The sequence below is a fragment of the Pontibacter ramchanderi genome (assembly GCF_002846395.1).
Lineage (GTDB): Bacteria > Bacteroidota > Bacteroidia > Cytophagales > Hymenobacteraceae > Pontibacter > Pontibacter ramchanderi.
This window is the reverse complement of the sequence record NZ_PJMU01000002.1, coordinates 864,255-879,853: the sequence shown is the minus strand read 5'-3', so window position 1 is coordinate 879,853 and position 15,599 is coordinate 864,255. Positions and strand designations below refer to the sequence as shown.

The window sequence follows — 15,599 nt, the reverse complement described above, 5'->3', positions numbered from 1 at the left end:
AGCCAAGTCCAGAAGTTATACCTAAAACAGCAAGGCCCGTCAGCAATGGCAGGCCTTGCTGTTTTTAAGGCTTATCTGTTCTTTCTTTGGAGGGCGTCGAGGTGTAGGTATAGTCGCTGCTTTTCAGTGTCAGGTATAGCAAATTGGCTTATTTGTACCTGCAATTGGGTATGTTCTTTTTCGGAGAGAGGGGCACCAGTTTTTAGCTTTTCCAGCACGGTTCGGATAAAAGACGCCACTAGGTCGGACTGCCCTGTGAAGTGATTGAGGGGAGCGAGCAAATCGCGCACGAACGCGTTGCAGCTGTGATCAGGGTAGCGCACGGTATGGTCTATTTCGCTCCAGCCCTCCTCGAAAAGGGTGCGCAGTTGTATCTCCACAAAGTACCGTTGTTCTTTGGCTTGGGTACGCACCACATAATGTACCGCTCTATAGCCGTGGTCGTGCCACCTGATGTCTACTCCCGCTTCCTGAAACTCAAGCGCCACTTCTGCCTCTGCAGGAGGAGTAAGATAGACAATAGGAGGGCGCTTCAGTGCCCAGTTAGCTTGTATGTGTTTGCCCAAGCTATGCCAATCAGACTTGTACAGGTATAGTACCCGTACGCCTGCCAGGTCGTTGATCCAGTCGATGTAATTATATTCATCGATGTGGCGATCGGGGTACTCCGTTTTTTTTCGGATAACCTTACGCAACAGGTGCAGCGGGTCTTTCACCCGATACCTTACGGCATGAACTCCAGGTAAGTGCTGCAGGCTGTGAGCTGTCTGCTTCGCAATCTCCAGCAACTCTGTATTGCGCTGCAAAAAATCATGGTAAATTCCCACCAGCGTCTGCGGCGCTACACCCTGCGCATGCCATTCCTCCTCGGCTATACCTAAACTGGTCAGGATAGCGGACGACTGGGTTTCGTTTGGCTGGTTGTGGCTGGTCATCAGGAGAATACGGTTTATATAACCATACTCTTTTGATGGGGGAAAGATATAGCCTACTACAACTTCACACAAACATTCTGCGGCTCGGTGAAGAACCTGAGCGCCTCAAATCCGCCCTCACGACCTACACCCGAATTCTTCATGCCGCCGAAAGGCGTTCTCAAATCACGCAGGAGCCAAGTGTTTACCCAGATGATACCTGAATGCACCTGGTGCGCGACACGGTGGGCGCGTTGCAGGTTTTGGGTCCAGATGGTAGCGGCAAGACCATAGTCGGTGCAGTTAGCGTATTTTATCACCTCTTCTTCGGTGTCGAAAGGGGTGAGGGTGACGACTGGCCCGAAAATCTCTTCGGTGTTGGTGCGGCAGTTGTAGGGCAGGCCCTCGATGATGGTCGGGGCGATGAACCAGCCGTTCTGGCAACGTCCCTCTACCTGCACTTGGTGCCCGCCCGTGAGGATGGTGCCGCCCTCTTGTTTGGCCAGTTCGATGTAGGAGAGCACTTTTTGCATGTGCTGTTCCGACACCACCGCGCCCATTTTCGACCTTTCTTCCATCGGGTCGCCTACTTGCATGGCCTTCACCTTTTCCACAAAGGAGTCGCGGAATTTCTCGTACAGCGGCCGCTCAATGAAAATGCGGGAGCCGCAGAGACAAATCTGCCCTTGGTTGGCGAAAGAGGAGTGGATGGATGTATGCAGGGCGTTGTTGAAATCGCAGTCGGCAAAGATGATGTTCGGGTTTTTGCCGCCCAACTCCAGCGACAGCTTTTTGAACATCGGGGCTGCTGTAGCCGCAATGGTGCGCCCCGTGGCGGTGCCGCCCGTGAACGAGATAACGGGTACTTTCGGGTGGGCCGTCATGGCAGCGCCTACCTTATTGCCGTAACCGTGCACGATATTGAGCACACCCGCTGGCAAGCCCGCTTCGATGCAGATTTCAGACAGCATATAAGCCGTCATGGGTGTGACTTCCGATGGCTTGGCTACCACACAGTTTCCGGCGGCAAGGGCAGGGGCAATCTTCCAGGTGAACAGGTATAGCGGCAGGTTCCAGGGCGAAATGCAGCCCACCACCCCATGCGGATGGCGCACGGTATAGTTGATGGCATTGGTGCCTTCCATGTAATGCGCTTCCGAGGCGAAATGCAGGATAGCCGTGCCGTAAAAGCGCATGTTGCTACTGGCCCGCGGTATATCCACCGACTTCGCCAGTTTCAGCGGTTTGCCATTGTCGATTGATTCTGCCTCGGCCAGCTTGTCCAGATTCTGGTCAATCAGGTCAGCAATACGCATCATAATCTGCCCCCGCTTTTCGGCAGGCGTGTTTGACCACGCAGGGAAAGCTTTCAAAGCTGCCTGAACCGCCTGCTCCACGTCCTGTTCGTCGGAGTCAGGTATAAGCGAGTACACTTCGCCCAAGGCTGGGTTGTAGTTGTCAATGTACTGCCCCGCCACAGGCATGACCAACTGGCCGTCGATGTAGTTATGTATGTGCTGCATGTTACCTCCCCCAGCCCCCTCCTAAAAACAGGTGGGGGAGTTTTGGGCTTTAGAGTTTTATAAAAGGTATATTTTTTCTGTTTTAAGAAGCCCTCGCTCCGAAAGCTTTACCGCCTAAACTTCTCTATCGAAACTCTAAGTTGTTTCAAGATGGACTTTCTGAAAGGCTCCGCTAAAATGTAAACAACCGCAAGTGACACTAAGTACTTAACTGACATCGGATACTCCACGAGTATGTCGAAATAATTGCAGACATACATCAGAGCGGGCACCAGATTTAGGCATATCAGATTGAAAAAATAATCTTCTAATCTAAGTTTATAAAATCTGGATAAGCTCAACAGCGTTGCCACAAAGCATAGGTTGAGGAAGATTATTACAAAAAGCGATGCCATCTCAGGTGCTCACTTACAAACTCCCCGTCCTGCCCCCATCAACTGGCACATTAATACCGTTGATATAAGCCGCCGCTGGCGTAGCCAGAAACGCTGCCGCTGCCGCTACTTCTTCGGGTTCGGCGAAGCGGCGGGCTGGTATTTCGGACATCATCTCTTCTTCTACCTTGTCCACGGCGCTGTCGGTTTTTTTGGCTTTAGTCTCGATGATGGACTCCAGTCGGCCGGTACGGGTGGCGCCGGGGAGGACGTTGTTTACCGTAATGCCGAATTGCCCCAATTCATTGGCCATGGTCTTGGCCCAGCTGGCCACGGCGCCACGGATGGTGTTCGACACGCCCAGGCCTTGCAAAGGCTGTTTCACGGAGGTGCTGATGATGTTAATAATACGGCCGTAACCTGCCTTTTTCATCAGCGGAATCACTGCCTGCGCCAAGTTGTGGTTATTAATCAAGTGCATGTTAAAAGCGCTGAGAAACTCCTCTGGCTTGGCGTTCACAATCGGTCCGCCTGCGGGGCCGCCTGTGTTGTTAACGAGGATATGCACGTGCTCGTGTTGCTGCAGGTATACCTGCAGTTGCTGCACCAGTTCTTCGGGCTTGCTGAAATCGGCCACCAGGTAGTCGTGTTGCTGACCTTTGTTGTTGTCGAGTTCCTGGGCTACCTCTTGCAACTTGGCTTCGTTGCGGGCCATCAGTGTCACGCTGGCTCCGAGTTGGGCTAGTTCTATAGCGATGGCTTTGCCTATACCTTGCGTGCTGCCGCACACGAGGGCTCTTTTATCAGTCAGGTCTAAGTTCATGCTTAAATGTACGTAAAAGGCTTTAAACTTGCACGGCAGGCGAGGCTATACCTGACACTACCATTTATACTCAATTTTTCGTACATTCAAGCTATTAACCTAACCCGATAAAACGATGGCCATACAGCGACCTTTCAATTTCAAACAGTGGATAGAGGAACACCGCCATTTGCTTAAGCCGCCGGTAGGCAACCAGCAGGTATACAAAGGCAACGACGACTTTATTGTGATGGTGGTGGGCGGCCCCAATGCCCGTAAAGACTATCACTACGACGAGGGCGAAGAGTTCTTCTACCAGGTGGAAGGCGATATTGTGCTCAAGATCATTGAAGACGGCAAGCCTGTGGATATTCCGATTAAGGAAGGCGAGATTTTCCTGTTGCCGCCCAAAGTGCCGCACTCGCCACAGCGCCCTGCCAACACGGTTGGACTGGTGATTGAGCGCTACCGCCGCGAAGGGGAGAAAGACGGCTTTATGTGGTTCTGCGAGAACTGCGGCAACAAATTGCACGAAGACTTTACCGAGGTAACAGACATCGTGAAACAGCTGCCCGTGATTATGGGCAATTTCTGGGACAACGAAGACCTGCGCACCTGCAAGAAGTGCGGGGAGGTGCTGCAGCCACCGGTGAAGCCTGCGTAAGGTATAGGTATATAATCCATAAAATGTGTATCTTGTTGGATTGCCTGATTTGGCCGTATAGTATATAGCCGCTTTTTCGCCCGTTTACCTGCATGCAAGACCAGAAGCCTACATCACCTATCATCACCGATAGCAATCTGTTCAAGATTGATATTCACACGCACATCCTGCCCGCCACGTGGCCCGATTTGCGGGAACGCTACGGGTATGGCGGCTTCATTAGACTGGAGCATCACAAGCCCTGCTGCGCCCGCATGATGATGGACGACAAGTTCTTCCGCGAGATACAGGACAACTGCTGGGACCCCAACGTGCGCATGCACGAGTGCAGTCACCATCAGGTAGGCGTGCAGGTGCTGAGCACGGTGCCGGTGATGTTCAACTACTGGGCCAAGCCCGAGCATACCTACGACCTGTCGATGATGTTAAACGACCACATTGCAGGTATAGTCGCCGACTATCCGGACCGCTTCGTGGGCTTGGGCACCATCCCCATGCAGGACCCGACTTTGGCTATTAAAGAACTGGAGCGCTGCATGAAAGAGCTGGGTATGGCAGGTATACAGATCGGCTCCCACATCAACGACTGGAACCTGGACGCCCCCGAGTTGTTCCCGATTTTTCAGGCAGCAGAAGAACTGGGCGCGGCCGTTTTTGTGCACCCCTGGGATATGTATGGCAAAGAGAAAATGAGCAAATACTGGCTGCCCTGGCTTGTGGGCATGCCCGCCGAAACAAGTCTGGCCATTTGCTCCATGATATTCGGCGGCATCTTCGAAAGACTTCCTAAGCTTCGTGTTGCTTTTGCCCACGGCGGTGGTTCTTTTCCGGCCACCATCGGCCGCATCTGCCACGGCTTCGAAGTGCGCCCTGACCTCTGCGCTGTCGACAACAACGTGAACCCACGCGAGTACCTCGGCAAGTTCTACTTCGACTCCCTCGTGCACGACCCGCAGGCGCTGGATTACCTCGTGAACCTGGTGGGCGCCAACAGCATTGCCCTCGGCACCGACTATCCTTTCCCGCTCGGCGAACTCGAGCCCGGCCAACTGATTGAATCCATGCCCTACGACCGCGCCACCAAAGACCGCATGCTGCACGGCACCGCCTTGGAATGGCTGAACCTAGAGAAGAGCCGGTTTATCAAGGAAGTACCGGGTGCGGCGAAGGAGAAGGTGTAGGCAGGCCTTTATTAGACATCGATTGACCTCCATTTTAAATTATCAAATTTCATGAAAACAAAGCGGGTACCGCAATCCAGGAGAAAGAAGAGCAGAGGCATTGACCTAAAGCCTTATCTTTTAGGTATAGGTATATTTCTCTCGGTACTGGTGATGTACATCGGCTATAGAATCTATTCTGCAGAGAGGATTTTAATCCCCCTGAGTGTATTGGCTTTGCTGAGTGGGTTGCTTTTTGAGTACAGAAGACTCTCGAAAAGTTGGAATAAAGTATTGCTTACTGCTTTAGGGGCATTCATATTCAGCTTTATCGTTTTCTTGCCTGGACGAAATGAAGAGCTCTATAGCCTTGAACACCACATAGAAATGTGGCCTTATGCATTCTGCTTTATATTCGTAGTTATTGCCATTATCGCTTACGAAAAAGAAGTTACCCCTAAACTTACTGAAGGGATTACTTTGCTACAATCCTTAGCTGTTGCATATTGGGTTACTGACTTAGGCATAGTGAATGCAGAGTTTCTTATTCTAAAGGCTTTGATGATAGTGGGACTGTTATTTTCTCTTTTTTCTGTATTCCATGCATTTAGTTACACCCCCTTATCACGAACAACTAGGCTGACACTAAGTATTTGGAGTTCGATAGTCATGGTGCTTTTGGCGTTTGACAATGCCTGGAGCGTTTTCCAGAATGAGCAAATCGAAGCGACAAGTAATCTAACGAATGGGGTTTACGTGGCTGGGCAATACTTTCTACTGGGTATCTCATGTATTTACATGATGCAGAATTTCATGATGGTAACCGGGTTTCTCCCAGGCAAGGGGACGTTCTTCAATAAACAATATTTTAGAGACCTAAACGAGCTTAAAGGTAAACACATCTCCAGGTATTCAACTGAACAAGTGGATAGACTACACTCGCTACTCTGTGTACTTTTCACAGGAGCCATATTTTGGCTGAACCACTACTTTAATCTCTTGCCAAGGAATTTCATGATTTGGACAGTATTCATCGTCTTCCCAATCGTACTGAGTTTGCTGAATATGAACACAAGAAATACTGCCTCTAGAAGTATCTATAGGTAATATTTCGGTTGTTTCAAAGACTAGCATTATACCTCCGTTGAGTGACGAACGCCCGCGTCGAACTCTTGCTTATCTTGAAAGAGGGTAGTTCCATCAGCTAAGAGCTAGATCACGCACCCCCAACTTCCTGTTCATTTTCTTATCTTGCAAGATATTGGCGCAGTTACTTTAAGGTATAGCGCCTGAATCATACCGCACCAGAAAAATGAACTACCAGAATACCCTTGCCTTTGCGCAGGAACAAGATAACCTCGACCCGCTCAAGCATTTCAAGGACCGCTTTTACGCACCACAGGTTAATGGGCAGGATGCCATTTACTTCTGTGGCAACTCGCTCGGTTTGCAGCCCAAGTCGGCGCAGATGTACATCGACAACGAGATGTATAAGTGGGCCAACTATGCCGTAGAGGGTCACTTTAAGACCGAAGAGCCTTGGTTTAACTACCACCGTTTGCTTACCGATGGCGCTGCCCGCGTGGTGGGAGCCAGGCCGCAGGAAGTGGTCATCATGAACCAGCTCACTGTGAACCTGCACCTCATGCTGGTGTCGTTTTATAGGCCAGAGGGCAAGCGCATCAAGATCATCATGGAGGGTGGGGCTTTCCCGTCGGACCAGTATGCGTTGGAGACGCAAGTCAAGTTTCATGGCTATACCCCAGAGGAGGCCATCGTGGAGCTGTTCCCGCGAGAGGGCGAGCATACCCTGCGCACCGAAGATATCCTGCAAAGTATAGAGGAGCATGGCGAAGAGCTGGCGCTGGTGCTGATGGGCGGCATCAACTACTACACGGGGCAGGTATACGACATGCAGGCCATCACGAAAGTGGGACATGAAGTGGGCGCTGTGGTGGGCTTCGATTTGGCACATGCTGCTGGCAACGTGCCTGTGCAGCTGCACGACTGGGACGTAGACTTTGCCGTGTGGTGTACTTACAAGTACCTCAACTCCGGACCGGGCGGCACCTCGGGTGTGTTTGTACACGAGCGCCACGCCAACAACCCCGATCTGCCGCGCTTTGCAGGTTGGTGGGGCCACGACGCTCAGTCAAGGTTCCAGATGAAAAAAGGCTTTATACCGATGGCAGGTGCCGAGGGCTGGCAGCTGAGCAATGCCCAGATTCTGCCGATGGCCGTGCACCGCGCTGCGCTGGAGATTTTTGACGAGGCAGGTATGGAGAACCTCCGTGCCAAGAGCGAGAAACTGACCGGCTACCTGGAGTACCTGATAGACGATGTGCAGGTAAGCAAGGACGTGCTTGAGATGATCACGCCGCGCGACCCGCAGGCCCGCGGCTGCCAGATTTCGCTTCTTGTGAAGCAAAACGCAAGAGAGCTTTTCAACAAACTGATGGAGGCAGGCATTATTGTAGACTTCCGTGAGCCAAGCGTGATTCGGGTGGCACCTACGCCTTTGTACAACAGTTTTGAAGAGGTATACCGTTTCTCCGAAATACTCCACGCGTGCCTCGAAAGCCACAATTAATGCCAGCAGGAACAGCTGTTCAACCAACGACTTGTAACCCCTTTATTCGGCGCCGAGTAATAATTTAGGCAAGAATGCAGGCCGTTTTGCCGCTCGCAGGTATAGCCTGTGCCAGCGCAGGGTGTCGTAAGCTGACTGGCAATTTTGTGTGACGCTTTCAGGTACCAGATGGGTGTAACGTTCGAAGATATACTTTTAGCTTCCTCTATTTTGCTCTTCATCAGTATTCTGATCAGTAAGAGCCTGGGCAGGTTTGGGGTACCGGCACTCATACTTTTCCTGGGGGTGGGCATGCTGGCCGGTTCAGAGGGGCTGGGTAAGATACACTTCAACGATCCGCAAACAGCTCAGTCACTGGGCACCATCGCGCTTACGTTCATTCTATTCTCAGGTGGACTCGACACCCGTTGGGAAAGTACCAAGCCGATCCTTTGGCGGGGTGTGTTGCTGGCGACCGTCGGGGTGTTCATCACGGCCATGGCGCTTGGGGGCTTTGTCTACCTGGTCACGGACCTCACCATTTTAGAGAGTCTGCTACTTGGCTCCATCGTGTCGTCTACCGATGCGGCGGCGGTGTTCTCCATCCTCCGCTCCAAAAACATCGGGCTCAAAAACAACCTGCGCCCCACGCTGGAGCTGGAATCGGGCTCAAACGACCCGATGGCCTACTTCCTAACGGTGAGCTTCACCTTCCTGATCCTCAACCAGGAGGCCAGCATCTGGCAACTGGTGCCCATGTTTTTTATGCAGATGAGCATTGGCGCTGTGGCAGGTATAGCCATGGGTCGCATCATGACCTGGGTGATCAACCGCATACAGTTGGAGCAGGAGGGCCTTTACCCTGCCCTGACGATGGCCATGGTGATCTTTGCCTACGCTTTTACCAATGCCATCAACGGCAACGGCTTCCTGGCGGTTTACGTATCGGCCGTGATACTCGGCAACCGAAACTTCATCCACAAGCGGAGTCTCACCAAGTTTTACGACGGCGTGGCCTGGCTGATGCAGATCCTGATGTTCCTCACGCTGGGTTTGCTCGTGTTCCCATCGCATATGGTGCCTGTTGTCGGGCTGGGGCTGCTCATCTCGCTTTTCCTGATATTTGTGGCGCGCCCTTTGAGCGTGTTCCTGAGCATGGCCTTTTTCAGAAACACCATACAGGACAAACTGTATGTGTCGTGGGTGGGCCTGCGCGGCGCAGTTCCCATCGTGTTTGCCACCTACCCGATGCTGGCAGGTATAGAAAAGTCCGAGATGATCTTCAACATTGTGTTCTTCATTGTGCTTACTTCTGTTATGCTGCAGGGCACTTCCCTCACCACAGTCGCAAAATGGCTGAACCTGAGTGAGAAGGACAAGAAACACAAAAAGTACCAGTTCGACCTGGAGATGGAGTATGACCTTAAAAGTGAGCTGACGGAGATAGAGGTTCCTGCCGATAGCCCCGCCGCTGGCCGAACCCTCGTAGACCTGCATTTCCCCAAGGGGGTGCTCATCGTGTTGATCAACCGCAACAAAAAGTTTGTGACGCCAAACGGAGCCACCCGGCTGGAGCCCAACGACAAACTCTTCGTGATGACGGATAACGAGGAGGAGCTGGTGAGGGTAAACGAAATGCTGGGCTACGAGGTAGAGTGAGGCAATCAGCCCGATGGTTAAATGTTTGGGAGGCATCTTACGCACAAAAGCCTTACTTTTGTGTGCAATGGCATTTTACAGTAACAAAAAGCGCTACCTGACTTTCCCGCTTGTGTGGGTGATGCTGCTATGGGCGTTTACGTTGCCGGGCCACGAACTGGCTGTGTACAGTTACCTCATAAATGGGGCTGCCACAGGTATAGCTTCGCACCTTTCATCGACTGCAGACGAGCAGACCGATCCTTTGCTGGAGGAACATTACGCACACGTCTTTTCCGATGCTGCTCCCACATCAGGTGTCGTGCTGAGTCCGCTAAAGGCTTTCAAAAGTTCTTTTTCGCTGTTCATGCTGGCCCCGCCGGCCCTGGTAAACCAGGCGGCCCCCAGGCCATGCGCGCTGGTTGTGGGACTGCTTGCCGGTCTTCTGCCGGTTACCATACTGCCAAACGCTCCTTAGCAGCACTCTAATAAGTTTTTCTCGGCAATGGCCTGTGCAACATACTGCAGGCCTGTGGTTTGTTCGTTCGCCTTGCGCAGGCAGATCGAGGCAAATCATTTTCTTCCCAGTATTTCAACCTTTATTTCTTTCCCATGAACACTACTTATTCGAATGATCAGATCAGTAGCTGGACATCTGAACAATTGCTACGCCTGGGTATACCTGAGCAGACAGCCATTTACATCAACATACTGGTCCTGATGGCGGTGACGGCCCTTCTGGTATACCTGGCCGACTTTCTTTCCCGAAAGATACTGGTGGGCTCGCTGCATAAGTTTGCCGCCAAGTCCAGCACCAAGGTGGTCGAGTTTCTGGTGCGCAACAAAGTGATCGTATACCTGGCCCGCATCGCGCCGCTTTTGCTGGTGGTGGAGGCCATCCCGATCGTGTTTGCCGATTTCCCGACCTGGATCTCGCCGCTGCTCAAACTCACCGACATCTACCTAATCCTGCTGTGGATGTGGGTGGCGAGGGCCGTGCTGCGTACCTGCAAGGATTTCCTGAAAACCACCGAAACCTTCAAAGAGAAACCTGTCGAAAGCTTTTTGCAGGTGATCACCATCTTCCTGTACTTCATAGTGGGGTTGCTTATTTTCTCCACCCTCACCGGCAAAGACGCCTGGACCTTCATCACGGCAATGGGTGCGGCCTCGGCCATCCTGATGCTGGTTTTCAAGGACACCATCATGGGGTTTGTGGCCAGCATACAGGTTTCGTCCAACGACATGGTGCGTATCGGCGACTGGGTAACCATGGACAAGTATGGCGCAGACGGGGCGGTGACGGAGATAAACCTGACAACGGTGAAAGTGCAGAACTTCGACAAGACCATTACCACCATCCCGACCTATTACCTGATCTCAGATTCCTTTAAGAACTGGCGTGGCATGCAGGCCTCGGGCGGGCGGCGCATCAAGCGCTCCGTGTACATCAAAATATCGAGCATCCGGTATCTTGCAGCCGCCGAAGTGGCCAAGCTGAGTAAGATCCAGCTATTGAAGAGCTATCTTGAAGAGCGGCAAAGCGAAATAAACCGCTATAACCAGGAGAACGGGATTGACAAGAGCCTGCTGATCAACGGCCGTAGCCTCACCAACGTAGGTGTGTTCCGGAAGTACATCGACGCCTATATAAAGCAGCACCCGGGTACGCACAAAGACATGATCATGATGGTGCGCCAACTCGAGCCTACCACCACTGGCATGCCGATCGAGCTATACCTGTTTGCCAACAGCATTGTGTGGGTGGAGTACGAGAGCATCATGGCCGATATATTCGACCATTTGCTGGCGGCTGTCAGATACTTCGACCTGGAGGTGTTCGAGATGCCGGCGGCCGACGATGTGCGAAGCCTCCATTTCAGCCCGGCTGCTACAGCCGGCATGCGCTCCCCCTTGCCGGAGGCCATGCAAAACTAAACTTATTGCTTCGCCGCGGGAGCGGTAAAGGGATAGTTATTAAACACTTGTCTACTATTTTTTTAAGCACGTGGGCCTACCTGTGTGCAGTTAATCCTGTATATTGTAAGGTTGGCTGCCTGCCGCCTTGCTATCAGGTCAATCGTTAAAGTACTACACGACTCTATGACACACCTCCCCAACCTGGTCCTGGACCTCGGGCTCATACTTGGTGCAGCCGGCATCATGACGCTCATATTCAAGAAGCTGAAGCAGCCCCTGGTGCTAGGCTACATCATTGCGGGCCTGCTGGTTGGGCCGCACGTCAAGCTGTTTCCCACCATCGTCGAGATTGAAAACATCAATGTATGGGCGGAGATCGGCGTTATTTTTCTTTTGTTCAGCTTGGGACTTGAGTTCAGTTTTAAAAAACTCGTGAAAGTAGGAGGGGCCTCCTCCATTATGGCCGGGGTAGAGGTGGTGGTGATGCTGCTGCTGGGCTACCTCACGGGCAAGCTGCTTGGCTGGAGTACCATGGACAGCGTGTTCCTGGGCGGTATACTTTCCATTTCGTCCACCACCATCATCATCCGGGCCTTCGACGAGTTGGGGGTGAAGTCGAAGCGCTTTGCCGGGCTGGTGTTCGGGGTGCTTATTGTTGAAGACTTGGTGGCGATCCTGCTGATGGTGCTGCTCTCGACGCTGGCGGTGAGCCAGCAATTTGCCGGCACCGAAATGCTGCAGGCTGTTCTTAAGCTGGCCTTTTTTCTGGCGGTATGGTTTCTGGCAGGCATCTTTCTTATACCTACGCTCCTCCGGCAGGCAAGCAAGCTGATGAACGATGAAACGCTCCTTATCGTCTCGATTGCGCTTTGTTTTCTGATGGTGATCCTGGCCGCAAAGGTGGGTTTCTCGCCGGCGCTGGGGGCTTTTATCATGGGCTCCATTCTGGCTGAAACAACCAAGGCCGAGAAGATTGAGCATTTGGTGATGTCTGTCAAGGATCTGTTTGGCGCCATCTTCTTCGTGTCGGTGGGTATCCTGATCAATCCGGCTATGATTGTGGAATACGCCGGGCCCATCGCCGTGATTACGGCCGTGACCCTGGTGGGCAAGCTGGTCAGCATCTCTGCCGGTGGCCTGATGGCGGGGCAGGGGCTCAAAACGTCCATTCAGTCAGGTATGAGCGTGTCGCAGATCGGGGAGTTCTCCTTCATCATCGCCACGCTCGGCCTCACGCTCAAGGTAACCAGCGACTTTCTATACCCGGTAGCAGTGGCGGTATCGGCCATCACCACCTTTACGACGCCCTATATGATCAAAATGTCGGAACCGCTTTACCAGTCGGTGGAGCGCATGCTGCCGAGGAAATGGAAAAAGAGGCTGAACGAGTATAGTTCCGGTGCCCAGACCATCGGCACGGCCAGCGACTGGAAGATCCTGCTGCGCTCCTATTTGCTTAACATGGCGGTGTCGTCGGTGCTGCTTATCGCCATTGTGCTGCTGGCAGAGAACTACCTGTACCCGTTTATAAGCGGGGAAATTTTGCCAGGCATCTGGGGAGACATCGCCACGGTTACGATCACGCTCATCTTTATGATGCCCTTTTTATGGGCGATGGCCGTATACCATCCGCAGAAAGAGGCGCAGGGCCGTATCTGGGCCAATCGCAACTACCGTAGCCTGATCATTGTGCTCGAGTTCACGCGGGTAGGTATAGCCATTCTGTTCATCGGCTTCATGCTCAACCAGGTGTTTTCGGTGCAGGTGGCCCTTGTCGTCAGCTTGCTCATTATTGCCTTGCTGGTCATTCTCTCGAAGCGCATCCAGAATTTCTACATCCGGATCGAGAACCGGTTTATGTCGAACCTGAATGCCCGCGAGATAGAGGCCGCCAGCAACATCACCCACACCCTGGTGCCCTGGGACGCTCACCTGACCAGCTTTGAGGTGACGCCAAACGCTGCGGTGGTAGGCAAGAGCATGGTGGAGCTGCAGATACGCGAGAAATATGGCGTGAACGTGGCCGTTATAGAGCGGGAGAACCGCACGATCATGGCGCCTACGCGCAACGAGCGGGTGTTCCCGGGCGATAAGATCTACGTGTTCGGCACGGATGAGCAGGTGGCGGCTTTCCGGGACTTTATAAACGAAGAGGTGGTGCCTGTGCAGGATGGCAGAGCAAAAGAAGAGGTAGGTCTGGAAATGATGGTGCTGTCGGCAGACTCGCTGTTGCTTGGCAAAACCGTGCGGCAGTCGGGTGTGCGCGAAAAAACCAAAGGCCTGATTGTAGGTATAGAGAAGCATGGGAAGCGTATACTCAACCCGGACTCGGAGCTGGTGCTGGAAGAAGGCGACATTCTCTGGATAGTGGGTAGCCCGTGGCGTATAAAACAATTGGAGGCCGCCCGCCAAAAACTGGATAAAGTGGAGAAGATGCGGTAAATTGTGTGAGCCATCGTTTACTGTTGATTAAAACATAGCTGCATGCGAAAGATTGAGCACTGGATAGAGGAGAATTTCCATCTGTCGGCTGAAATACAGGAAAACATTGTGATGTCGGTAGTGGCGTTGCTGGGGCTCTGGATCGTCAGCCGGGTGCTGCTGCGACTGGCATCGCGCCAGCAAACAGATACCCGGAAGCTGTACCAGTGGAAGAAAACGACCAACTATGTGGTGACCGGGTTGGGCATCATCTTTCTGGCCAACATCTGGTTCGACGGTTTTAAGACCATCACCACGTTTCTGGGTATCTTCTCGGTGGGTTTGGTGGTGGTGCTCCGCGATCCCATCCTCAACATGATGGGCTGGGTGTTCCTGATCTGGAAGCGCCCATTCAAGGTGGGCGACCGCATCAAGATAGGCCTCTATACCGGCGACGTCATCGACATTGGTTTCTTCCAATTCACTATCAACGAGCTGGGCGAGTGGGTAGACTCCGAGCAGGCGACGGGCCGGGTGGTGCACATCCCCAACAGCCAGGTGTTCACGCAGGGGCAAATCAATTACAACTACGGTTTCCCGTTTCTATGGCACGAGGTGCAGGTGCGCATCACTTTCGAGAGCAACTGGCAAAAGGCCAAGGCTATACTGCAGGAGATTGCCCTGCGCCATTCGGAGCGGCTGAACGAGGAGCAGGAGCAGCGTGTACGCATCGAGGCGCAGCAGCACCTGATCTTCTACAGGAGCTTCGAGCCGAAGGTGTTTACCAAGGTAAGGGAAAATGGGGTGCAACTGACCGTGCGTTACCTCTGCAACCTCAATGGCCGCCGCGAAAGCGAGAACAAGATCTGGGAAGATGCGCTGACGGAGTTCCTTGCCTCGCCAGACATTCGCTTTGCCTACCCAACTACCCGTTTCTACAGCGCTGCCGAAAGCCAGGAAAGCGAGATGCACCACCTGGAGAGTGGCAGAAGAGGAATGGAGTAAACAACGAAGGCCTGGGGTCACCCCAAGCCTTCGTTGTTTTATGTACCGCAGCCATGTGGCTATACCTGTTCACACTCCCGTTTCAGGGCCTCATTCATAAGCTCAAACCCCACTTTCGTTTTTTCGAGCGTGCCCCCCATCAGCGCTACCAAAAAGCCGCTGAATTGCTCGCCGTGGCTAAACCGGGTTGCCCCATTGCCTGCATCTGCCAGCCGGAAGTAGTGCTCGCCATCGAATATACCTTTGAATAAAAGCTTGCCTTTCCAACGGAATTCTCTGCTCGCATCAAATACCAGCACCTCTGGCCTGAACGTCATGCCGCCCCCATTTGGAGGCTGAATAAAAACTTTCAGCTGCTTCCCTACGGTTTTCTCGCCCTCAATGGACTTGATGAACGGGTTCCATTTTGGGTGCCGCTCAAAATCAGTGAGGATGGCCCATACCTTTTCCGGGCTCGCATTAATCAGGATCTCTGTTTCGATGTGCTGCATAAGGCTGACAAGAGTGGATAGTCAAATGAGACAGCAATTTACAAATATTCAGAATAAACTATTTTTTTCTTGAATAATGCAGCGAAGTCTCGTGTACAATCTATACAGTGTGCACCTA

13 protein-coding genes are annotated in these 15,599 nt (G+C 52.6%); 9 read left to right on the top strand and 4 right to left on the bottom strand.

Features of this window, described 5'->3' with window-relative positions:
* Positions 1-71: 71 nt before the first annotated feature.
* The 3 genes from BD749_RS10840 to BD749_RS10825 form a co-directional block, all read right to left on the bottom strand.
* Entirely contained in the window at positions 72-935 is an 864-nt protein-coding gene (locus BD749_RS10840; RefSeq protein WP_101444351.1) for a RelA/SpoT domain-containing protein, read from the bottom strand.
* A gap of 56 nt (positions 936-991) precedes the next feature.
* On the bottom strand, positions 992-2,437 hold the full coding sequence (locus BD749_RS10835; protein ID WP_101444350.1) for an aldehyde dehydrogenase: 1,446 nt from the start codon (positions 2,435-2,437) through the stop codon (positions 992-994).
* Between the two features lie 408 nt (positions 2,438-2,845).
* Positions 2,846-3,634, bottom strand: coding sequence for an SDR family oxidoreductase (locus tag BD749_RS10825; RefSeq protein WP_101444348.1), 789 nt, complete (start codon positions 3,632-3,634; stop codon positions 2,846-2,848).
* Positions 3,635-3,749: 115 nt separating this feature from the next.
* Here BD749_RS10825 and BD749_RS10820 point away from each other — a divergent pair, with 115 nt between their 5' ends.
* The 9 genes from BD749_RS10820 to BD749_RS10780 all read left to right on the top strand — a co-directional run bounded on the left by BD749_RS10820 (position 3,750) and on the right by BD749_RS10780 (position 14,990).
* Positions 3,750-4,277 (top strand): 3-hydroxyanthranilate 3,4-dioxygenase, encoded by a 528-nt coding sequence (locus BD749_RS10820; RefSeq protein ID WP_101444347.1) that lies wholly within the window; start codon positions 3,750-3,752, stop codon positions 4,275-4,277.
* A gap of 92 nt (positions 4,278-4,369) precedes the next feature.
* Positions 4,370-5,458, top strand: a complete 1,089-nt coding sequence (locus BD749_RS10815) for an amidohydrolase family protein (RefSeq protein WP_101444346.1) — start codon at positions 4,370-4,372, stop codon at positions 5,456-5,458.
* 51 nt (positions 5,459-5,509) lie between these two features.
* On the top strand, positions 5,510-6,544 hold the full coding sequence (locus BD749_RS10810) for a hypothetical protein (RefSeq protein ID WP_101444345.1): 1,035 nt from the start codon (positions 5,510-5,512) through the stop codon (positions 6,542-6,544).
* Between the two features lie 205 nt (positions 6,545-6,749).
* The gene (kynU, locus tag BD749_RS10805) at positions 6,750-8,027 is read left to right on the top strand and encodes a kynureninase (RefSeq protein ID WP_101444344.1); all 1,278 of its coding nucleotides are present in this window, start codon (positions 6,750-6,752) and stop codon (positions 8,025-8,027) included.
* Positions 8,028-8,195: 168 nt separating this feature from the next.
* On the top strand, positions 8,196-9,665 hold the full coding sequence (locus tag BD749_RS10800) for a potassium/proton antiporter (protein ID WP_101444343.1): 1,470 nt from the start codon (positions 8,196-8,198) through the stop codon (positions 9,663-9,665).
* A gap of 67 nt (positions 9,666-9,732) precedes the next feature.
* Entirely contained in the window at positions 9,733-10,122 is a 390-nt protein-coding gene (locus BD749_RS10795) for a hypothetical protein (protein ID WP_101444342.1), read from the top strand.
* Between the two features lie 134 nt (positions 10,123-10,256).
* Positions 10,257-11,582, top strand: coding sequence for a mechanosensitive ion channel family protein (locus tag BD749_RS10790; protein WP_101444341.1), 1,326 nt, complete (start codon positions 10,257-10,259; stop codon positions 11,580-11,582).
* Between the two features lie 165 nt (positions 11,583-11,747).
* Positions 11,748-14,006 carry a cation:proton antiporter gene (locus tag BD749_RS10785; RefSeq protein WP_101444340.1) on the top strand — a complete coding sequence of 753 codons (2,259 nt, stop codon included), beginning with the start codon at positions 11,748-11,750 and terminating at the stop codon, positions 14,004-14,006.
* A gap of 42 nt (positions 14,007-14,048) precedes the next feature.
* Positions 14,049-14,990, top strand: coding sequence for a mechanosensitive ion channel family protein (locus tag BD749_RS10780; protein ID WP_101444339.1), 942 nt, complete (start codon positions 14,049-14,051; stop codon positions 14,988-14,990).
* A gap of 59 nt (positions 14,991-15,049) precedes the next feature.
* Here BD749_RS10780 and BD749_RS10775 read toward each other — a convergent pair whose 3' ends face one another.
* A complete protein-coding gene (locus tag BD749_RS10775; RefSeq protein ID WP_101444338.1) occupies positions 15,050-15,481 on the bottom strand; it encodes an SRPBCC domain-containing protein in 432 nt (143 codons plus the stop codon).
* Positions 15,482-15,599 lie beyond the last annotated feature (118 nt).